The organism is Actinoplanes nipponensis (assembly GCF_016862275.1).
Taxonomy (GTDB): Bacteria; Actinomycetota; Actinomycetes; order Mycobacteriales; family Micromonosporaceae; genus Actinoplanes; species Actinoplanes nipponensis.
The window spans coordinates 1-20448 of record NZ_BOMQ01000026.1; the positions used below are offsets into that span (position 1 = coordinate 1).

Annotated in this window: 20 protein-coding genes; 11 read left to right on the forward strand and 9 right to left on the reverse strand. The window is 74.5% G+C overall.

The window, feature by feature from the left end; translation table 11 throughout:
* Window positions 1-47: 47 nt before the first annotated feature.
* From Ani05nite_RS09995 to Ani05nite_RS10020, 6 genes are all read right to left on the reverse strand, one after another.
* On the reverse strand, window positions 48-260 hold the full coding sequence (locus Ani05nite_RS09995) for a DUF1918 domain-containing protein (RefSeq protein ID WP_203767057.1): 213 nt from the start codon (window positions 258-260) through the stop codon (window positions 48-50).
* 186 nt (window positions 261-446) lie between these two features.
* On the reverse strand, window positions 447-920 hold the full coding sequence (locus Ani05nite_RS10000) for a universal stress protein (RefSeq protein WP_203767060.1): 474 nt from the start codon (window positions 918-920) through the stop codon (window positions 447-449).
* A 75-nt stretch (window positions 921-995) separates the two neighbouring features.
* A complete protein-coding gene (locus tag Ani05nite_RS10005; protein WP_377882130.1) occupies window positions 996-1565 on the reverse strand; it encodes a DoxX family protein in 570 nt (189 codons plus the stop codon).
* Between the two features lie 140 nt (window positions 1566-1705).
* Window positions 1706-2368, reverse strand: coding sequence for a response regulator (locus tag Ani05nite_RS10010; RefSeq protein ID WP_203767066.1), 663 nt, complete (start codon window positions 2366-2368; stop codon window positions 1706-1708).
* Entirely contained in the window at window positions 2365-3492 is a 1128-nt protein-coding gene (locus Ani05nite_RS10015; protein WP_203767069.1) for a sensor histidine kinase, read from the reverse strand. The genes Ani05nite_RS10010 and Ani05nite_RS10015 overlap by 4 nt, the downstream gene beginning before the upstream one ends.
* A gap of 91 nt (window positions 3493-3583) precedes the next feature.
* On the reverse strand, window positions 3584-4579 hold the full coding sequence (locus tag Ani05nite_RS10020) for an Acg family FMN-binding oxidoreductase (RefSeq protein ID WP_203767071.1): 996 nt from the start codon (window positions 4577-4579) through the stop codon (window positions 3584-3586).
* A 315-nt stretch (window positions 4580-4894) separates the two neighbouring features.
* On the opposite strand from Ani05nite_RS10020, the gene Ani05nite_RS10025 reads away from it, so the two are divergent.
* From Ani05nite_RS10025 to Ani05nite_RS10055, 7 genes are all read left to right on the forward strand, one after another.
* Window positions 4895-5536, forward strand: a complete 642-nt coding sequence (locus Ani05nite_RS10025) for a response regulator (RefSeq protein WP_203767074.1) — start codon at window positions 4895-4897, stop codon at window positions 5534-5536.
* 97 nt (window positions 5537-5633) lie between these two features.
* On the forward strand, window positions 5634-6272 hold the full coding sequence (locus tag Ani05nite_RS10030) for an SRPBCC family protein (RefSeq protein WP_203767076.1): 639 nt from the start codon (window positions 5634-5636) through the stop codon (window positions 6270-6272).
* Between the two features lie 99 nt (window positions 6273-6371).
* Window positions 6372-7061 carry a CBS domain-containing protein gene (locus Ani05nite_RS10035; protein WP_203767078.1) on the forward strand — a complete coding sequence of 230 codons (690 nt, stop codon included), beginning with the start codon at window positions 6372-6374 and terminating at the stop codon, window positions 7059-7061.
* A gap of 140 nt (window positions 7062-7201) precedes the next feature.
* Window positions 7202-9631, forward strand: coding sequence for a phosphoketolase family protein (locus Ani05nite_RS10040; protein WP_377882137.1), 2430 nt, complete (start codon window positions 7202-7204; stop codon window positions 9629-9631).
* A gap of 153 nt (window positions 9632-9784) precedes the next feature.
* Window positions 9785-10195: a response regulator gene (locus tag Ani05nite_RS10045; RefSeq protein WP_203767082.1), complete on the forward strand. Its 411-nt coding sequence runs from the start codon at window positions 9785-9787 to the stop codon at window positions 10193-10195.
* 135 nt (window positions 10196-10330) lie between these two features.
* Window positions 10331-12859 (forward strand): sensor histidine kinase, encoded by a 2529-nt coding sequence (locus Ani05nite_RS10050; RefSeq protein ID WP_203767084.1) that lies wholly within the window; start codon window positions 10331-10333, stop codon window positions 12857-12859.
* 493 nt (window positions 12860-13352) lie between these two features.
* Complete coding sequence (locus Ani05nite_RS10055) at window positions 13353-13688, forward strand: hypothetical protein (protein ID WP_203767087.1); 336 nt, start codon at window positions 13353-13355, stop codon at window positions 13686-13688.
* Window positions 13689-13704: 16 nt separating this feature from the next.
* Here the strand turns inward: Ani05nite_RS10055 and Ani05nite_RS10060 are convergent, their stop codons facing one another.
* On the reverse strand, window positions 13705-15189 hold the full coding sequence (locus Ani05nite_RS10060; RefSeq protein ID WP_203767089.1) for a sensor domain-containing diguanylate cyclase: 1485 nt from the start codon (window positions 15187-15189) through the stop codon (window positions 13705-13707).
* A 333-nt stretch (window positions 15190-15522) separates the two neighbouring features.
* On the opposite strand from Ani05nite_RS10060, the gene Ani05nite_RS10065 reads away from it, so the two are divergent.
* The 3 genes from Ani05nite_RS10065 (at window position 15523) to Ani05nite_RS40915 (ending at window position 18539) form a co-directional block, all read left to right on the forward strand.
* Entirely contained in the window at window positions 15523-15813 is a 291-nt protein-coding gene (locus tag Ani05nite_RS10065; RefSeq protein ID WP_203767093.1) for a hypothetical protein, read from the forward strand.
* 91 nt (window positions 15814-15904) lie between these two features.
* Window positions 15905-17320: a cellulose binding domain-containing protein gene (locus Ani05nite_RS10070; RefSeq protein ID WP_239129582.1), complete on the forward strand. Its 1416-nt coding sequence runs from the start codon at window positions 15905-15907 to the stop codon at window positions 17318-17320.
* Between the two features lie 25 nt (window positions 17321-17345).
* Entirely contained in the window at window positions 17346-18539 is a 1194-nt protein-coding gene (locus Ani05nite_RS40915; protein WP_239129584.1) for a cellulose binding domain-containing protein, read from the forward strand.
* Window positions 18540-18546: 7 nt separating this feature from the next.
* On the opposite strand, the gene Ani05nite_RS10085 is transcribed toward Ani05nite_RS40915, so the two are convergent.
* The gene (locus Ani05nite_RS10085; protein ID WP_203767096.1) at window positions 18547-18909 is read right to left on the reverse strand and encodes a DUF2203 domain-containing protein; all 363 of its coding nucleotides are present in this window, start codon (window positions 18907-18909) and stop codon (window positions 18547-18549) included.
* A 100-nt stretch (window positions 18910-19009) separates the two neighbouring features.
* On the opposite strand from Ani05nite_RS10085, the gene Ani05nite_RS10090 reads away from it, so the two are divergent.
* Window positions 19010-19510 (forward strand): FBP domain-containing protein, encoded by a 501-nt coding sequence (locus tag Ani05nite_RS10090; RefSeq protein ID WP_203767099.1) that lies wholly within the window; start codon window positions 19010-19012, stop codon window positions 19508-19510.
* A gap of 12 nt (window positions 19511-19522) precedes the next feature.
* Here Ani05nite_RS10090 and Ani05nite_RS10095 read toward each other — a convergent pair whose 3' ends face one another.
* The gene (locus Ani05nite_RS10095) at window positions 19523-20377 is read right to left on the reverse strand and encodes a patatin-like phospholipase family protein (protein WP_203767102.1); all 855 of its coding nucleotides are present in this window, start codon (window positions 20375-20377) and stop codon (window positions 19523-19525) included.
* Window positions 20378-20448: the final 71 nt, after the last annotated feature.

Below are 20448 nucleotides of genomic sequence, written 5' to 3' on the forward strand. Positions count from 1 at the left end.
GGGCCGAGGCCGGCCGGTGACCGGGCGTCGCCGCTCGTCGTGACCCGTCAGGACGACGGGACGCCGTCCGCCGGGTCCGGCGGCTCGATCCGGCCCTGCGGTCCCGGGTAGATCAGCGTGGTGCGGCCGTCGTCCAGCCAGCGCACCTCGTACGGCGGTGAGCCGTCGCCGTGCGGCAGGCCGGTGATGACGGCCGTCCGGCGGGCGTCGCCGAGGTGGGTGCCCTCGAGGACGAGCCGGTCACCGATGTGAGCTTTCATGGCGGGCCTCCTTCGGTGTGCAGCCGGGCCGGGCGCGGCCACGGCACCCGCGGGACACCTGCGCCGCCCGGCCGGGGCCGTCCGGCGGCGCGGCATCCGGTCGGGCCATTATCGCGCCGCTGCCGGACCGCCGACAGGGTCGATCCGGAGCCGGGTCACCGGGACGCGCCCGGTGACCCGTGGGGGTCAGGACCGCAGCGCCGGGTCGGCGGCGGGCGCGGGCTCGGTCACCGGCACCGGGATGACCACGACCGGGCAGGCGGCCTTGCGGATGACGTCCTCGCTGACCGAGCCGAGCACGGTGTGCCGGACCCGGCTGTGGCCGTGGCTGCCGAGCACCAGCAGGTCGGCCGCCCGTCCCGCCTTGCTCAGCACGTCGGCCGGCCGGCCCTCGATGACCTCGGCGGCCACCGGCAGGTGGGAGCCCTGGCGGGTGATCAGGTCGCGGATCTCCCGGTCGAGGGTCCGCGCCGCCCGTTCGGCCTCCTCCTCGGGCCGGGTGGCGGCGATCGGGCCGTACTCCATGCCGTCCCAGGACCAGGCGATGACGGCCTGCACGGCGCCGCCGCGGGCGGCGGCCTCGCGGGCGGCCCAGTCGAGGGCGCGCCGGCCGCCCTCCGATCCGTCCACTCCGGCGACGATCAGGTAGGTGCTGCTCATGACTCCTCCTCGGGGTGCGGTGGAAGGGCGGTGGGCGGCGTCCTCAGCGGACGCCGCCCCGGGCCGGTGCCGGGCTCACCTGAGCCAGGGGAGTCGCCGCACCAGCGGCAGGCGGCTCCAGGCGCGGCCCAGGCCGAGGGTGTCACCGGCCGCGGTGAGGGCGAGGACGACCAGGACACCCGCGTAGATCAGGTGGTCGTCCATGAACGGGTTGTTCTCCGGGGGCAGCACGGCGGTCCACATCAGCACCAGCAGCAGGGCGCCCGCGACGGCGGCGATCCGCATGCCGACGCCGGCCAGCAGCGCGATGCCGATCCCGGCGAGCCCGAGCATGAACAGCCAGTCGGCCCAGGCCGCGCCGGCGATGCCGTGGTAGAAGCTCTCGAACGGGCCGCTGACGGCCTTGCCGAGGAAGCCCTTGGTGGGGCTGCCGCCGTTGATCCAGGCGTTGGCCGACGGCGTCCCGTGGCCCAGCCCGAACAGCTTGTCCAGGAAGGCCCACAGGAAGATCCAGCCGAGGGCCAGCCGCAGGCCGGCGAGCACGTAGCGGGTGGCCCGCTGCGCGGTCGTCTCGGCCGGGACGCGCAGGCCGGCCTCGCCTCCGGCGGTGGGGCTGGGGTGGGTGGCGGCGGTCATGGCGTCCACGTCCCTTCTGGATCCGGCTGGGTCCCGCTCGGTCCTCGACCGACACCCTCATTCAGCCCTGTGGCCGGCGCCGGGCGCAGAGGCGGCCAGCCGGGCGGCCCGGGACCTTCGGCCCCTCTTCCGCGGGACCGGGGACGACCTCAGGCGGGCCGGGGCGCCACCAGGCCGGACTCGTACGCGAGCACCACCAGCTGGGCGCGGTCGCGGGCGTGCAGCTTGACCATGGCCCGGTTGACGTGGGTCTTGGCGGTCAGCGGGCTGATCACCATGCGCCGGGCGATCTCGTCGTTGGACAGGCCCCGCGCGACCAGCACGACGGTCTCCCGTTCCCGGTTGGTCAGCTCCGCCAGGCCCGGGCGGGCGGCGGCGCGGACCGGCTCGGCGACGTACCGGTTGATCAGCCTGCGGGTGATCGACGGGGCCAGCAGGGCGTCGCCGCGCGCCGCGACCCGCACCGCGTGCAGGAAGTCCTCCGGCTCGATGTCCTTGACCAGGAACCCGGCGGCGCCCGCGCGCAGCGCGTTGAAGACGTGCTCGTCGAGGCCGTAGTTGGTCAGGATGACGACGTGCACGCCGGCCAGGGCCGGGTCCGCGGCGATGCGCCGGGTGGTCTCGATGCCGTCCATGACCGGCATCTGGATGTCGACCAGCGCGATGTCCGGCCGGTGCTGCCGGGCCAGGGCCAGCCCCTCGCGACCGTCGCCGGCCTCGGCCACCACCTCGATGTCGTCCTCGACGTCGAGCAGCGCGCGGAAGCCGCTGCGCAGCAGCGGCTGGTCGTCCACCAGCAGGACCCGGATCACGGCGTCCGCTCCATGGGGAGCTCGGCCTGGACGGTGAAGCCGCCCTCGCCGCGGGGCTCCGCGCGCAGGCGCCCGCCCAGGGCGGTGACGCGCTCGCGCATGCCCAGCAGCCCGACGCCGGGACTGCCGGCGGCGTCCGGCGTGGCGCTGCCGTCGTCGTCGACGCGGATGGCGAGCGCGTCCGGGCGGTAGTGGATCCGGACCGAGGCGGTGGCGGCGGCCGCGTGCCGGGCGATGTTGGTCAGCGACTCCTGCACGATCCGGTACGCCGTCCGCCCGACCGCGGCCGGCACGTCCTGGCGGTCCCCCTCGATCGTCAGGGTCGCGGCCAGGCCGGTCGCCCGGGCCCGGGCCACCAGTTCGGGCACGTGGTCGAGCCCGTGCGGCGGCGTACGCCCGTCGTCGCGCAGCGCCTCCAGGGTGGCCCGCAGCTCCCGGGTCGCCTCCCGGCCGGCGTCGCGGATCGCCACCAGCGCGTCCGGCACCGGCTCACCCCGCTTGCGGGCCAGGTGGACAGCCGCCTCCGACTGCACCTTGATGATCGAGATCTGGTGGGTGAGCGTGTCGTGCAGCTCCCGGGCGATGTGCAGGCGTTCCTCGTCGGCGCGGCGCCGCGCGGTCTCCTCCCGGGTGCGCTCGGCCTCGTCGGCCCGGCACTCCGCCTGCCGCAGCGCCTCGCCCGCGGCCCCGGCGGCGATCAGCCAGGCCAGCTCCAGGGCCCGGCGGGCCTGGGCGAACGCCTCGGCCCAGGCCAGCCGCTCGGGCAGGGCGAGCGCGGCGAGCGGGAGCGCGAGCAGCATCAGCACGGAGGCGATCACCGTGGTGCGGCGGTGCCCGGCCCGCACGGCGGAGTACACGGCGATCAGGAACGCGATGGCCGGCACGTCGAACCCGGCCGCCTGGTAGCCCACGGCGCACACCCCGGTGACGGCCAGCACGGCGACCGGGGCCCGGCGCCGCGCGGCCAGCGCGAGGCCACCGGCGACCAGCAGCGCCACGCCGAGCGGGCCCGGGTGGCCGGCCGGGTGGCCGGACAGCCCGGCGACCACCAGCGTCGCCGCCACGCACACGGCGATCGCCGCGTCCGTGAGGCGGGCCCGGACGGTGGGCCGTCCTGTGCTCATGGGCGCACCTTAGCCGGACCGCGCCGCGCGCGACTCCCGCCGGCGCAGCAGGCGGCTACCGCGTCCGCAGTAGTCCGCGCGCTCGCGGCGCCTACTCGTCGGTGGTCAGGACCTCCCGCGCGTCGCGGCGGGGGGCGCCCGGCACCTCCTCGTCGGTGTCGCGGTAGCCCACCCGGACGATCAGGTACGGCTCCCCGACGTCGGCCAGCAGCTCCCGCATCAGGTGCCGGGGCCACTCCACCTCGATGGTGTCGCTCAGCGGCGCGGTGGCGAGCCCCTCCGCGGTGGCCGTCAGCAGCAGGGCCGACAGCGCCTCCCCGCCGCGCAGCAGGTCCGCGGGGCGGTCGGTGAGGCCGAACAGGACGACGTAGGCCGCGCCCAGGTCGAAACCCGAGCCGGCGGCGAGCCCGGGCCGGCCGCCGGGGGCGTAGTCGCGGACCGGCACGCGGCGGGGCACCTGCTCCACCGCCGTCGCGGCCGGCACGCCGTCCCCGCTGCCGGGCGGGCGGTGCGTCCACTGCTCCAGCTCGGCCCGGTACGCGGGATCGTCGCGCTCGGCCTCGGCGGCGCGGGCGGTCGACGTGGCCAGCATCGGCATCTGGTCGCGGCGGACCACGTGCAGGTAGGCGCCCTGGGCCTCCACCGCGCGGCGCAGCCCGGCCAGCACGTCCTCCGGCACCGGGCGCTCGCCGTAGGCCCGCCGGTCGGTGTGCCGGACGGTGATCGCCGCGGCCAGCCGTTGCGCGCCCGGATCGGCCGGGCCCGCGCCGGTGACGGTGAGGCGCGCCAGCAGGTCGGCGTCGTTGTCGTCGGGCAGGCGCTGCACGTCGGCCGTCCAGCCGTCGGCGGCCAGGGCGACCCGCGCGTGGTGCAGGGCGGTGCCGCAGCTCAGCAGCAGCAGGCGGCCGTCGGGGTCGGTGGTGCTTAGGGCCCGGCTGCGGTCGGCCGACAGCTCCAGCGTCCCGCCGCTGCGGCGCCAGCGCCAGGGCTGGGTGTTGAAGACCGACGGCGCGTGCAGGGCCAGGCGTGCCGCGGCGTCGAGGGCAGCGGCCGTGCGCGCCGCCGGCGAGCCGGAAGGAGCGGTCATGGCGGAACCTCCTGGGGTTTGCGGGCCGCCCGGCGAGCGTCCCGGTGGCGGCTCGGGCCGGTGCCGGCCGGTCGTCGCCGACGATGGTCTGCTGGCGGTGGTCCTTTCCTCACCCTCGTCGCCGCGACCGGGTGCGGCCAGGGCGGCAGGGCCCGCCCGGACGTGCCGGACGGCCCTGGCGTACGGGCCGCCGCTGCCCGCGGCGCACCGGGAATCCTATTTCACCGCCCCCGCCCGGGCGCGCCACCGGCGGCCGGCGGCGCGCCGGGACCTATGACCCTTGGTGCCGGGCCTGCCGCCGGGTAGGAAGGGGGCATGATTCGTGTCTTCCTGCTCGACGACCACGAGGTAGTGCGCCGTGGTCTGGCCGATCTGCTGCACGCCGCCGGCGACATCGAGGTGGTGGGTGAGTCGGGACTGGCGCAGGAGGCGACGCGCCGGATCCCGGCCCTGCGGCCGGACGTGATGGTGCTGGACGCGCGGCTGCCGGACGGCAACGGCATCGACGTGTGCCGCGACGTGCGCGCGGTCGACTCGTCGATCCGGGGCCTGATCCTGACCTCGTACGAGGACGACGAGGCGCTGTTCGCGGCGATCATGGCGGGGGCGTCGGGCTACGTGCTCAAGCAGATCCGCGGCACCGACCTGGTGGACGCGGTGCGCCGGGTGGCCGGGGGCCAGTCGCTGCTGGACCCCGCGGTGACCCAGCGGGTGCTCGAGCGGATCCGGCACGGCGTGGAGCAGCCGCGCGAGCTGGCGTCGCTGACCGACCAGGAGCGCCGGATCCTGGAGTACGTGGCGGAGGGCCTGACCAACCGCGAGATCGCCGGGAAGATGTTCCTGGCCGAGAAGACGGTGAAGAACTACGTGTCCAGCCTGCTGGCCAAGCTCGGGCTGGAACGGCGTACGCAGGCCGCGGTCCTGGCCACCAAGCTGCTCGGGGAGCACCCGCACTGACCCGCGGCCGCCGGGCGGCCGGTGCCGCATGGCCCTACCGGCGCGGCCGGCCGCCGGGGACCCTCGGTGCTGATCGGAGCACGTTCGAGGAGGAGTCATGCGACGGCTTGCGCAAGGTCTGACCGGCGTCGCGCTGCTGGCGGCGCTCGCGTACGGTCCGTGGGCCCGGCGGTGGTATCTGACCTGCGGTGCGACGCCGGAGGAGGTCGAGCGCCGGATGCCCGGCGACGACCTGCTGCCCGGCACGGAGCTCGTGTCCACCCGCGCGGTGACCATCGACGCGCCGCCCGAGGCGGTCTGGCCGTGGCTCGTGCAGATGGGCAGCGGGCGGGCCGGGGCCTACACCTACGACTGGATCGAGAATCTCCTCGGGTTGGACATGCACAGCGCCGACCGGATCCTGCCGGAGTTCCAGCGGCTCGCCGTCGGCGACGTGCTGCCGCTCGGACCGGACGGGCCCGGCATGCGCGTGGAGGTGTGCGACCACCCGCGCACGCTGGCGTTCCGCTCGCAGGACGGGGACTGGGTCTGGATCTTCGGGCTCTACCCGCAGTGGGGCGGCACCCGGCTGGTCAGCCGCAACCGGATCGCCGTGCCGCGCGCCGCCCTCGGCCGCCGGGTCGCGAACCGGGTGCTGCTGGAGCCGGGCAGCCTGATCATGGAACGCCACATGCTCACCGGGATCCGGAACCGGGCCGAGTCGTCGCTGCCGGCCCGCGCGTCCGTACCGGCCTGAGCGGGGTGGACCCCGGTCCCGCGCGGGCGGGCCGGTCGGCCCTGCCCGGCGCCGGGCGGCCCGCCTACCGTCCGAAGTGACCGAGGAGGAGGCTTCGCGATGAAGACCTGGAACGTGGACGATGTCATGACCACCGCCGTGGTGACGGTGACGCCGGACGCGCCCTACCGCAGGGTGGTGGATGTGTTGGTGCGCAACCGGTTCAGCGCGGTGCCCGTGGTGGACGAGATGCTCCGGGTGCTGGGTGTGGTGTCCGAGGCGGACCTGCTCCGCAAGATCGAGTACGCGGGCCCGGACCAGCCCCGGCTGTTCGACAGCCGCCGGCGCCGCGGCGCGCGCGTCAAGGCGTCGGCCCGGGACGCCGCCGCGCTGATGAGCTCGCCGGCCGTCGTGGTGCCCACCCGGACCTCGCTCGCGGCCGCCGCGCGCCTGATGGACCGCGAGGGCGTCAAGCGCCTGCCGGTGGTCGACGACCTCGGCCGGCTGGTCGGCATCGTCTCGCGGGGCGACCTGCTCAAGGCCCACCTGCGCCCGGACGACGAGATCCGCGCGGACGTCGAGTCCGGGGTGCTGCCCGTCTTCCTGGCCGACGACGCCGAGACGGTGCAGGTGGCCGTGGTGGAGGGTGTCGTCGCGCTGACCGGGCACGTCGACCGGTGGTCGGCCAGCGACCTCGTGGCCCGGATGACCCGCCAGGTGGCCGGCGTGGTCGAGGTGGTCAACACGCTCGGCTACGACTACGACGACCGCGAGGCCCTGGGCGCCGGCCTGGCCTTCGGCATCGCCTGATCCGCGCCGGCGGGGGCCGATGGTCCCGCCGCCGCGGGCCGGGCGGACCGGTCTCCGCGTCCTTGGTCCCTGCCCGTGGAGATCGTTACCGCGTTACGTTGATGGGGACCACCCGGCAGCAAAGATCGGAAGGAACGACCGTGACCGCCGTATCGGAACACCAGACCGGCACCCGCGACGATGAGCTGGTGCGGGCCCTAGCCGCTCCGGACGACACGGAAATCGCCCAGTTGGACGCCTGGTGGCGGGCCAACAACTACCTGACCATCGGGCAGATCTACCTCGGTGGCAACCCGCTGCTGCGCGAGACGCTGACCGCCGAGCACATCAAGCCCCGGCTGCTCGGCCACTGGGGCACCAGCCCCGGCCTGTCGCTGATCTACGCGCACGTGTCGCGGCTGATCCGGCGTACCGGGCAACAGTCGATCTATCTCGCCGGGCCCGGCCACGGCGGCCCGGCGCTGGTCGCCGCCGGCTACCTGGAGGGCACCTACAGCGAGATCTACCCGGACGTCTCCCAGGACGAGGCCGGCATGCTGCGGCTGTTCCGGCAGTTCTCCAGCCCCGGCGGCATCCCCAGCCACGTCTCGGTGACCACGCCCGGCTCCATTCACGAGGGCGGCGAGCTCGGCTACGTGCTGGTGCACGCCTTCGGCGCGGTGATGGACAACCCCGACCTGCTGGCCGTGGCGGTGGTCGGCGACGGCGAGGCCGAGACCGGCCCGCTGGAGGGGTCCTGGAAGGGCGTCTCGTTCCTCAACCCCGCCCGCGACGGCGCGGTCCTGCCGATCCTGCACCTCAACGGGGCCAAGATCGCCGGCCCGACCGTGCTGGCCCGCAAGGACCCGGCCGAGGTGCGCGCGCTGCTGCAGGGTCACGGCTACGAGATCATCGAGGTCGAGGGGGCCGACCTGCCCGGCATGCACTACCGCTTCGCCGCCGCGCTGGCCGAGGCGTGGGGCAAGATCCGCGCCATCCAGCGGTCGGCGCGTGAGGGCAGCTGGGACGGCACCCGGCCCCGCTGGCCCCTGATCATCCTGCGCTCGCCCAAGGGCTGGACCGGCCCGGAGGAGGTCGACGGCATCAAGGTGACCGGCACCTGGCGCTCGCACCAGGTCCCGCTCTCCGGAGTCCGCGACAACCCCGAGCACCTGGCCGTCCTGGACAAGTGGCTGCGCTCGTACCGCCCCGAGGAGCTGTTCGACGCCTCCGGCGCGCCCACGGAGCTCGTGCGGGCCCTGGCGCCCGAGGGCGACCTGCGGATGAGCGCCAGCCCGCACGCCAACGGCGGCCGGCTCACCGAGGACCTCGACATCCCGGACTTCCGCGACTACGCCATCGAGGTGGCCCGCCCGGCCGCGGAACACGCCGAGTCGACCCGCAAGCTCGGCGAGATGATGCGCGACATCTACGCGCGCAACCCGTACAGCTTCCGGCTGTTCTGCCCGGACGAGACCAACAGCAACCGCCTCGGCGCGGTCTTCGAGGTCTCCGACCGCGGCTTCATGGAGCACGTCACGGACGAGGACGTGAAGATCAGCCGGGACGGCCGGGTGATGGAGGTGCTCTCCGAGCACAACTGCCACGGCTGGCTGGAGGGCTACACCCTCACCGGCCGGCACGGCATGTTCGCCACCTACGAGGCTTTCGCCATGGTCAGCGCCTCCCAGACGGTCCAGCACGGCAAGTGGCTGCAGGAGGCCAAGCACCTGCCGTGGCGGGCCAAGGTGCCCAGCCTGAACGTGCTGCTGACCTCCACGGCGTGGCGCAACGACCACAACGGCTTCTCGCACCAGGGTCCCGGCCTGATCCAGGTGGTGCTGACCCAGCGCGGCGACGTGGCCCGGGTCTACCTGCCGCCGGACGCCAACACGCTGCTGTCGGTGGCCGACCACTGCTTCCGGTCGCGGTCGTACATCAACCTGATCGTCATCGACAAGCAGCCCCAGCTGCAGTTCCTCACCATGGACCAGGCGATCGAGCACTGCGAGCGCGGCGCCGGCATCTGGGACTGGGCCGGCACCGACGACGGCACCAGCGACCCGGACGTCGTGCTGGCCTGCGCGGGCGACGTGGTCACCATGGAGACCGTGGCGGCGGCGCAGATCCTGAAGGAGAAGCTGCCCGGGCTGAAGGTCCGGGTGGTCAACGTGGTCGACCTGATGACCCTGGTACGCCCGAAGGACCACCCGCACGGCATGAGCGAGACGATGTTCACCGAGCTGTTCACCGACACGGTCGACGTGGTCTTCTCGTTCCACGGCTACCCGGGGGCGATCCACCAGCTGGTGCACGGCCGGCCCGACGCCGACCGGTTCCGGGTGCGCGGCTTCATCGAGCAGGGCACCACGACCACCCCGTTCGACATGACGGTGCGCAACAAGGCGTCGCGCTACCACCTGGTGATGGACGCGATCAACAACGCCAGGCGGCTGCCGCGGGGCGCCACCGAGCTCAAGGCGTGGTGCGAACAGCAGCTGGCCAAGCACGAGGCCTACGTGGTGGAGCACCTCGAGGACATGCCGGAGGTCCGCGACTGGTCGCTGGGCGACTGGGCCCAGCAGGGCTGACCCGCTCGTGACGGTGGCGATGCCGGCGCCCGCGCCGGCATCGCCACCGCGGTCGGGGCCGGGGGTTCCGCAGTCTGACGAAACGGCCGGACCGGGCCGCCGGCGCCGGTATAGTACGAATGGAGTTTCTCCCTTTCCGGCACCGGGGCGGTCATGACCACTCTGCTGATCGCGGAGGACGTCGACGACATCGCGATGATCCTCAAGCGCGTCTTCACCCGTGCCGGAATGCGGGTGCTGCACGCCCCGGACGGCGCGGCGGCATTCGCGTTGGCGGTGGCCGATCACCCCGATGTGCTGCTGACCGATCTGGGCATGCCGCGGATGGACGGCTGGGCGCTGATCGAGGCGGTCCGCGGGCACGAGGAACTGCGGGATATCCCGATCGCCGTCATCACCGGGCACCTGCCGCCGGGCGATTCCCGGGTGCCGCAGGCCGGGGCCTGCGCCCTGCTGCTGAAACCGTGCCCCAATGAGGAACTGGTCGCCACGATTCGCCAATTGGCGGCCCGCGGGCCCCATGGTCATACCTTTTCGCCGGCCGGCTGCGCCGATCAGGCGTAAGCGCCGCCTCGTCCTTTCGGATCGATCTCGTCCTTTTCGATGAATCGGCGCGACCGCGCGGGGTACAAGTTATCCGTAACCGTACCGGCCGCGGAATGCTGCGCAGAGGTCAGAGTTTGGGGTGGATCGGCCATCGTGCGAGTCGATCAGGACGTGCTTGCGGATCCGGCCCGGCTGGCCGGTGTGGAACGGTCCCGCCGCCTGCTGCCCACCCGCCTGATGGTGATGGACGACGTCGCCCGGCTGGCGGCGCGGCTGCTCGACGCCCCCATGGCGACCATCGCGCTGGCCGGGCGCGACCAGGAGTTCCTGGCCGGCGCGTACGGCCTGCCGCCGGCCTGGGGCGCGACCCGGCAGCTGCCCCTGGACCGGTCGTTGGGCCAGTACGTCGTCTCCGCCGGCCACGTGCTCGGCAGCGCGGACATGGCCACCGCCGGCGATCCCGACCTGCGCGACCACGTGCTGGCCCGGCGCTACGGTGTGCGCGCCTTTCTCGGCGTGCCCGCGTACGACGCCCATGACCGGGCCGTGGGCGCGCTGACGGTGCTCGACACCGTCGCGCGCCACTGGGACGACCGCGACACCGCGACGCTGACGGCCATCGAGCACCTGTTGCGGCCGGTGGCGGACTGCGTGCCGGTGCCGGTGACGGTCGCCGGGCTGAACAGCGCCGCCCTGCTCGACAGCATGCAGCACGCCTTCATCGCGGTGGACCCGGCGGGCATGATCGTCGGGTTCAACCGGGCGGCCGAGGAGCTGCTCGGCTTCACCCGCGGCGAGGTCTGCGGGCGGCATCTGAGCGCCAGCATGCTGCCCGGCTACGACGGCCAGCCGATCGACGCCGCCCTCGACCGGCTGTTCACCGCCGCTCCCCGGCGTCCGGTGGTGCGCCAGCTCAGCCTCCGGCACCGCGACGGGCACCGCCTGCTCACCGAGGCCGCGATGACGGTCGTCGACGGCGCGGCCGGCGCGCTGGCCTGTGTCTTCATCACCGATCTGACCCGGCAGAAGCTGGCCGAGGACCGGGCCGACCACAGCGCGGGATTCCTGGCCGCCCTGCTGGACAGCCTGTCGGTGGGCGTCCTCGCCTGCGACGAGACCGGCCGGATCGTGCTGATGAACCGGCCGATGCGCGAGCTGCACGACCTGCCCGACACCACCAAGTCGTTCGACGGGTATCCCGCCAGCGTCGAGGGGATGCTGCGCGACAGCAGGCAGCGGCCGCTGCCCTGGCAGCAGTCGCCGCTGATGCGCGCCCTGCGCGGCGAGGAGGTCCGCGACTTCGACATCACCGTCGAGCCCCCGGACCGCCGGAGTCGCACCTTCGCCGTCAACGCCCAGCCCATCGTCGGCGGCGACGGGCAGCGCCGGGGTGCGGTGGCCGTCACCCACGAGGTCACCGCGATGCGCCGGGTCGAGCAGTTCCGGTCCTGCCATCTGCACGTCGAGGCGGCCCTGCAGTCCGCCGGATCGGTGTCGGAGGCGGCCCCCGCCGTGCTCGAGGTGGTGGGCACGACGCTGGGCTGGCCCGCGGCGGAACTGTTCCTCATCAACGACGCCACCGGCGAGCTGCGGGCCGTCGGGCACTGGAGCGCCTCCGGCGAGGACGCCACCGACTTCTTCAACCACATCCCGGTGCGGGGGCAGGGCGCGACCGGCCGGGTGTGGCAGACCGGCCGCCCGGTGTGGATCGCCGAGATCGCCGACCTGACCATCCGGGGCACCGCCTTCGAGCGCACGCGGGCCGAGATCTGCCTGCGCCAGGGGGTGCACACCGTGCTCGCCGTGCCGGTCCGCGACAGCGGGCACCTGCTGGGGGTGCTGACCTGCTACGCCGGCGCCGCGGAGAACGACGAGGACGTGCTCACCGTCCTGCTCGACGGGGTGGCCGCGCAGATCGGCATCTACGTGGCGCTGCGCCGCGCGGAGGGGCTGGGCCGCCAGCTCGCCCGCGCCCAGGACGACTTCATCTCGCTGGTCGGCCACGAGCTGCGAACCCCGCTGGCGTCCATCGCGGCCCACGTGGGCATGCTCGCCGACGAGTCGGAGGAGCTCAGCGGCGACAGCCGGTCGATGATCGAGACGGTGTTGCGCAACACCGCGGAGCTGCAGGGGATCGTCACCACCCTGCTGGATCTGGCCGGGCTGGACTCCGGGCACCTGCCGCTGACCATCGAGACCCTGGACCTGGCCGACACCGTCGCGAGCGCCGTCGCCGCCGCGGCGGGCAGCGACGGCGCCGCGCGGGCCGGCGTGCGCTTCCGCGCCGACGCCCCCGCCGGCGTGCGCATCGAGGGTGACGACCAGCGCCTGCGGCAGGTCCTGGACTGCCTGTTGTCCAACGCCGTCACCTACAGCCCGGCCGGCGGGGAGGTGCTCGTGCGGCTGCGGTCCGACGCCGAGATGGTGGAGCTGGCGATCACCGACGACGGCATCGGCACCCCGGCCGAGGAACGCGAACGGGTCTTCGACCGCTTCTACCGCGGCAGCAACGTCCGCCACCAGGGCACCCACGGCAGCGGGCTCGGCCTGAGCCTGGTCCGCACGATCGTGCAGCTGCACGGCGGCGTCGTCAGCCTGCACGACCATCAGCCCCGCGGCACCACCGTGGTGGTCCAGCTGCCCTATCACCACGACGCCGCCCGGACGGCCGCCCCGGCCTGACCGGATCAGCTCCGCCGATCGGTCGCGGCCGGCGCACGATCGTGGCGCGGGGTGCGACAGATCGGCGAGGCTGCCCCGCTGGCGTGGCGCCGGTCACCGGTGAAACGCCACGACGAAAAGGCGGATCTCCCTTTTCGACATCACCCGGCGGCGCCGCGGCATCATCCGGAAAGCGGTCGGCGGAACCGGATGGACCACCATTCCACCGGCGTTTGAAGGAAACCGCGGACGGTACGCCCGGATAATTCCGACCGGCTGCCGATGCTGCGGCGGTGCGTGTTTCCGCGCGGGTCGCCGCGCCCGTTGCCGCGACCGGCCGGGCGTCGCAGAATGACATCCGGGGGCGTCGCCACATCCGCATCCGCATCCGCATCGTCGGCGCCGCCGCGATGCCCGTCCCGGGCGCATCGAAACACGCCGATGAATGGTGCCGGGCGGGGCGACGACATCACCTTTTCCGCACGCCGGCGACGATCATTGATCAGGGGGAGGCATGCCTCAGCACAACATTCTCGGCGAATGGCAACTTCGACAGACCAACAACTTCACCGTCACCGTCACGGTGCCGTTCATCAACACCGACGGCTCGTTCCCGGTGACCGGGAAACACTCCAACGGGACCGTGCAGGGATCGGGATTCGGGCGCCTGGGCGGCCTGACCGCCGGCGGCGACGAGATCCATTTCCGCATCGGCTGGGCGAACGGCACCGAGGGGGCCTACCAGGGCGTGTTCGATCCCACCGGATTCATCAACGGGTCCACCTTCGACGTGCAGCACCCCGACGTCACCGCAGGCTGGCGCAGCCTGAGGTCCTTCGCCGTCTCCTGAGGGCGGGCCGGCGTGCTCACGGCGCCGCCCCCTCCTGCTTGGCCCGGTACATCGCCTGGTCCGCGGCGTGCAGCAGCTGCTCCACGCCGCGGGCCGGGGCGGCGCTGTCGTGGCAGACCACGCCGACGCTGCCGACCACCCGCACGCCACCGACCTCGGCGACGGCGGCCCGGCGTACCCGTTGGCCCCAGCCGTCCACACCGGCCTCCGCCGGCAGCACCGCGGCGACGATGAACTCGTCGCCGCCGAGGCGGCCGTGCAGGTCGCCGGCGCGGCCGGTGTGCGACAGCGACGTGGCGAAGCGGCGCAGCATCTCGTCGCCGACGGCGTGCCCGCGGGTGTCGTTCACGGTCTTGAAGTGGTCGAGGTCGATGAACGCGACGGCGAGCCGGCCGTCGCCGGCGGCCAGCGTGTCCAGGGCGCGGTGCAGCCACCGGTGGATGCCGGCCCGGTTGGCCAGCCCGGTGAGCGGATCACGCTCGGCGTTCTCCCGCAGCGTGCTCATCCGCTGCTCGAGGATCGAGGTCTGGGCGGCGTGCAGGTGCAGGGCGGTCTCCCGGGCCAGCTGCGCGCTGATGAGCTGCGCGAAGGTCGCCATCACGGACAGGTCCTGGTCGCTGACGGCGGTGGCGTGGCCGCTGGCCCCGCACAGCGTGCCGACCAGCCGGCCGTCGGCGTCCCGCAGGGGCACGCTGGCGTAGGTGACGATGCCCAGCTCCCGGCCGGCCACGGAGTCCGACCACACGCCCGGCACGTCGGTGACGCAGGCGCGGCCCTCGTCCAGCGAGCGCCGGCACAGCGAGTCCTGCCAGCTGGAGGTGAGGCCCTCGGGGATGGTGAGGCTGCCGGTGTTGTGCGCGTACGCGACGACGAGCTCGTCGGCCGCCGGGTCGACGAGCGTGAGGTAGGTCGACTCCAGCCCGGTGACGTCCCGCAGCAGCTGCAGCATCGGCCGGGTCAGGGCCTGGAGGTCGTGACCGGCGGCGACGGTGGCGGCGAGCTGCCGCAGCCCCGGGTCGGCCGGCGGTGGTCCGCCGCCGAGCAGGTCGCCGACGTGGCCGGCGACGGCGTGCAGGGCCGCCGCGTCCCGGGGGTTGAGGGTGCCGGCGGGCGCGTCGGACGCGCAGCACAGGGCCCCCCGGACGCGGCCCCCGACGGACAGCGGCACCCCGGCGTGGGCGCCGATGCCGAAGGCGGCGACGTGCGGGTGCCCGGCCAGCCGGGGGTCGGCGGCGGCATCGGCCACGAGGGTGGGCAGGGCGCCGGAGACGATCAGGTGGCAGAGGGTCTCGGTGGCCGGGTGCGTGGTGCCCACCGGCAGCACCGGTGCGCCCGGCGCCGAGACGCTGTGGGTGATCACGCGCTGGTCGCCGCGGAACTCGCTGACGTAGGCGACCCGCATGCCGAGCAGCTCGACGAGCACGGTGAGCGCCCGGTCGAGGCGCTGCCCGGTGCTTCCCCCGGCGGCGCGCAGCAACCCGGCCAGCGCCTCGTCGCTCACCGGTGTCGCATCCGTCGTCCGTTCCCGCACGGCGTCCTGATCGACGCCGCGGCGGCGAAGCTGAGGAGCGCCGGCGCCCCGATGAGGGGAGGTGCCGTGCCCGCCTCCGCGCACCCGTGGCAGCCCGAGCGCCTGGACCTGTCCGAAGGCCCGCGCCGCGTCGGCTGCGCCGACCCGCCCCGGCCCGACGCCGGCACGCTGGCCGCGCCGCATCGTGCGCAAGGGTGCGCCGGCTGCCGGCCCGCGAGCTGAGTGTGACCCCGGCCGCGCGCCCCCGGCGCCGTCGGGAAATCGGACGTTCGGCCCTGGCCCGGCCGTCGTTGCGGATCCAAGATGGTGCCGGAGGTGATGGCGGCGATGCTGTTCATGGTGCTGTTGACGCTCATGCTGGCGGCGGTCGTCGTGGCGACCGCCTGGTCGGCGCTCCAGGACGCGGACGCGGCCGGCGAGTCCACGGGGGAGCCCGCGCCGGTTCCGGTGCCGGCGGCGCCGGAGAGCCTGGAGGGTGTGCTGGCCCGGCAGCTGCTGGCCGGTGAGATCACCGGACCGCAGTACCGGCGGGCGGTGCAGCGGCTGGCCGAACGCGACGCGGACCGGCACCCGCTGGCGCTGCCGGAGGACTGAGCGGGCCGGCGCGGTTGACAACCAAATGATCGATGGATGACGATGTGTTGGCCCCCGGTTGGGAGCGCTCCCAACTTCTGAGGAGTGAGCGGTGCACCGTCGCCCGGCCGTCTTCGTCAGCTCCGCCGTGGCGCTGCTGCTGTGCGTCGCGGGCTGGCTGCTCGCCCCGTCCGCCCAGGCCGCCGCCGGTGACGGTTCCCCGCGGGACGGCAACATCGCCTTCTACGGGCGCTGGGACACCACCGACCCGGCGGCCGTCGTGCCGCGCTTCGCGGGCGCCTACCTGGTGACCGGCTTCACCGGCACCCGGGTGGCGCTCCGGCAGCGCTCCACGATCGACCTCTACTACAGCATCGACGGCGCCGCCGACGTCTACCTGCAGAACGTCAGCGGCACGGTGAACCTCACCCCGACCGCGCTGCGCGCCGGCCAGCACACCCTGCGCGTCTCCTACCGGGTGGTCGCCGGCTCGTACCACGGCGACGCGGTCTTCCAGGGCCTGGCGCTCGACAGCGGCGCCGGCACCTTCGCCGCGGCCCGGCCGGCCCGGCTGATCGAGTTCATCGGCGACTCGATCACCGTGGGCACCACCTCGTCGAAGAACGCGCTGACCGCGTACGGGTGGCTGACCGGCGAGCAGCTCGGGGCGGCGCACACCCAGATCGCCGAGGGCGGCGCGTGCCTGGTCAGCGCCGCGGACGGCTGCACCGGCATGGCCGACCGGTTCCTGCGCGCCGGCACGGCGGCGGGCGCGCCGCTGTGGGACTTCTCCCGCTACCGGGCCGACGCTGTCGTGATCAACCTGGGCACCAACGACGTCGGGCACGGCGTCAGCAGCACCACGTTCCAGACCGTCTACACCCAGCTGCTGCGCGACATCCGCGCCCGGTACCCGCTCGCCGCGATCCTGGCCCTGCAGACCTTCACCAAGCGGTACGCGACGCAGACCCAGGCCGCCGTGCAGGCCGTCACCGCGGCCGGCGACCGCAACACGTTCTTCGTGCCCACCGACGGCTGGATCCCGGCCGGCGGGCTCAGCGACAGCGTGCACCCCAACGACGCCGGCCACCGGGCGATCGCCGCCCGGCTCGCGCCGATCGTCGCCGGGAAGCTGGGCGGCGCCGGCTCACCGCCGGCGCCCTCCACGACGGCGTCGACGCCCGCCCCGACGACGCCGCCCCCGGCCGGCGCGGCCTGCGCGATCACCTACGCCAGGACCAGCGAGTGGACCGGCGGCGCCCAGTTCGACGTCACCATCCGCAACACCTCCGCCGCGCCGGTCGCCGGCTGGACCCTGACCTGGACGCTGCCCGCCGCCCAGCGGATCACCCAGTCGTGGAACGCCACCACCAGCCAGTCCGGCGCCGGCGCCCGGGCGGTCAACGTCGCGTGGAACGCCGAGATACCCGCGGGCGGCACCGCCGGCTTCGGCTTCGTCACCGACAGCGCCCAGAGCGGCGCGACCGGCTTCGCCCTCAACGGCGCCGCGTGCACCACCGGCGCCTGACCCCCGTACCCCTGGAGCGTCCGTCATGAAGGTCTCCCGCCGGCGCCTCGCGCTGCTGTTCGCCGCGGTCCTGGCCGCGGCGGCCGGCAGCGCCGGCATCGCCACCGCGCACGCGGCCGCGGCCCCGGCCTGCCGGGTCGACTACCGGGTCACCAGCGACTGGGGTACGGGCTTCGGCGCCGACGTCACCGTCACCAACCTCGGCGACCCGGTGACCGGCTGGACCCTCGGCTGGTCCTTCGCGCCCGGCCAGGCCGTCACCCAGGCGTGGAACGCCACCGTCACGACGGCCGGCCCGGCCGTCACCGCGACCGGGCTGAGCTGGAACAGCGCGGTCGCGGCGGGCGCCTCCGTCAGCTTCGGCTTCACCGGCACCCACACCGGCAGCAACCCGGCGCCGGCGTCCTTCACCTTCAACGGCACCGTCTGCGGCGGCGGCACACCCGCCACGCCCGCGCCGACGCCCTGCACCGGCCCGAGCACGCCACCGCCCGCCCCGGCGCCCAAGGTCACCGTCTGGCTGGCCGGCGACTCCACGATGGCCAACCCGCAGGGCGCCTGCCCGGTGGGCTGGGGCAGCCAGTTCGCCCCGCTGTTCACCGGCGACGTCACCGTGCGCAACAGCGCCGTGGGCGGCCGCAGCATCCAGACCTGGCTGTACGAGGGCAACGTGACGAGCACCAAGAACACCGCGGGGGAGTGCATGGTCAGCCCGGCCACGTACAGCTCCCGGTGGACCGCCATGCTGGACGCGGCCACCGGCATGCGCCCGGGCGACTACCTGATCGTCCAGTTCGGTATCAACGACGGCGATCCGGCCTGCCCCCGCCACGTCGGCAGCGCCCGCTACCAGGAGCTGCTCGGCGTGATGGCGCAGGCGGCGAAGGCCCGGGGCGCCCGGCCGGTGCTGGTGACGCCGGTCGCGGCCATCACCTGCAGCGGCAGCACGGCGGTGGCCAACCGCGGCTTCCTGACCGAGACCCGCAACGCCGCGGCCGCGCTGGGCGTGCCGGTGATCGACCTGCACCAGCGCAGCATCGCCCTCTACAACGCGCTGCGGCTGTGTCCCAACAACGGCGACTACACCGCGGGCGCGGTCGGCGCGTTCTTCTGCAACGACCACACCCACTTCGAGACGGCCGGGGCCCGGCAGATCGCCGGCCTGATCGCCGCCGCGCTCCGCGAGCAGGGCATCCCGCTGGCCGCGTACCTGCGCTGAGCGGCCGTCAGGGCAGCCGGCGCCGGCCGGCGAAGCCGAGACCGGCCCGGTGGTACCAGGCCAGCTCCGGCTCGCCCTCCAGCCAGCACAGCAACACCGGCACGCCGTCGAGGTCGGCGGGGAAGTCGATGAGCAGCGGCGCCACGCCCTTGAGCTCCGCGCCGGTCTCCTGCACCGCGGTCATCAGCTCGTTGAGCCGGGCCTCGGCGGCCTTCTGCTCCGGCCGGCCGCCCAGCGCCGTGGGCGGCCCGCCGGTGGCCAGGGCCGCGGACAGCTCGACCATGTCGGCCCGGACCACGACCAGCTCGTCGAGCAGCGGGCGCAGGGCGGCCAGCTCCGCGCGTGCCTGCTCCGGCGTGAACAACCCCATGCGGCCCAGTCTGTCATCCGGCCGCGGCGGCCGGGCGGCGGCCGGGCCGGGGCGGTAAACCGGGTGACCGGGCCGGCGTCAGCGGCTAGCTTGGCCGGTCATGGAGCCGCTCAGCGAGAAAGCCATCCGCAGCTCGTTCGTCAACTGCAGCAAGGGCGAGGCGGTGCGGATCCGGCTGCCCCGCGACTTCGCCGCGACCCCCTGGGCGGATCTGGACTTCCTCGGCTGGACGGATCCCGGGGCGCCGCTGCGGGCGCTGCTGGTGGTCCCCGGCGACGACGGGCCGGTCGGTGTCCTGCTGCGCCGCCCCGAGGCCCGCCGCGCCGACGCCGTGCGGTCGAGCATGTGCCGGGTCTGCCTGACCAGCCACGCCTCCTCCGGGGTGACCCTGTTCGTGGCCCCGCTGGCCGGGGCGGCCGGGCGGCGGGGCAACTCCGTCGGCGACTACCTCTGCTCCGACCTGGCCTGCTCGCTGTACCTGCGCGGCAAGCGGCAGCCGAAGATGCGGCTGATCCGGCACGAGGAGACGCTCACGCTGGACGAGCGGATCGAGCGGGCGCTGACCAACCTGCGCACCTTCACCCGGCGGGTCGTGGCCTGACCGGCCGGCCGGTCACGGCGCCGGGCGGGTCGTGCGGCGGCGCCACTCGGCGCGGGCCTCGGCCACCTGCACCAGGGCCTGCACCAGCGGCAGGGACTCCAGCGCGGCGGCCTCGCCGGCCTGTTCGAACTCGCTCATCCGCGACAGCTCCCAGAACGCGTACGCGTCGACGTCGGGGGTCAGCACCAGGTCCGCGTCCCGGGCCAGGTGCTCGGCCACCCCGGGCTGCAGGGTGCTGACGGCCACCATGATCTGCACCATCGTCCTCGGCGGCCGGCGCGGCAGCGGGCCGGACACGTCCACCGCCACCACGATGTCGGCGCCCATGTCGCGGGCCAGGGCCGCCGGGACCATGTCGACCAGGCTGCCGTCGACCAGCGTCATCCCGTCGCGTTCCACGGGCGGGAACACCCCGGGGATGGCGGAGCTGGCCAGCACCGCGCTCGACACCGGCCCGGCGTCCAGCACCACCCGCCGGGCCGTGGTGATCTCGCAGGCCACGGTGGCGAACGGCAGGGCCAGCTCGGCGAAGTCCCGGCCGCCGAGGGTCTTGTCCAGGAAGGCGCCCAGGCGGGCGGTCTCGAACAGCGAGCGGCCGGTGATGCTCGGCCGCACCAGCCGCTTCCACTGCAGCGTGCGGGCCAGCGCGGAGATGTCCGGCGCGCTCATCCCGGCCGCGTACAGCGCGCCGACCACGGCCCCGGCACTGCACCCGGTGAGCACCGCCGGGGCCAGCCCGGCCTTGTCGAGGATGTTCAGCACGCCGATGTGGGCCGCGCCGCGCACGGCGCCGCCGCCCAGCGCCAGGCCGATGCGCACCGGTTCCGGCTCGGCGGGCGGCTCCGGGCGGGGATCGGTCAGCTCCATCCCCCCAGCGTGCAGCCCGCCCCGCCGCCCGACAAGCATCCCGGGCGCGCCGTCTGTGCGCCATTCCGGCG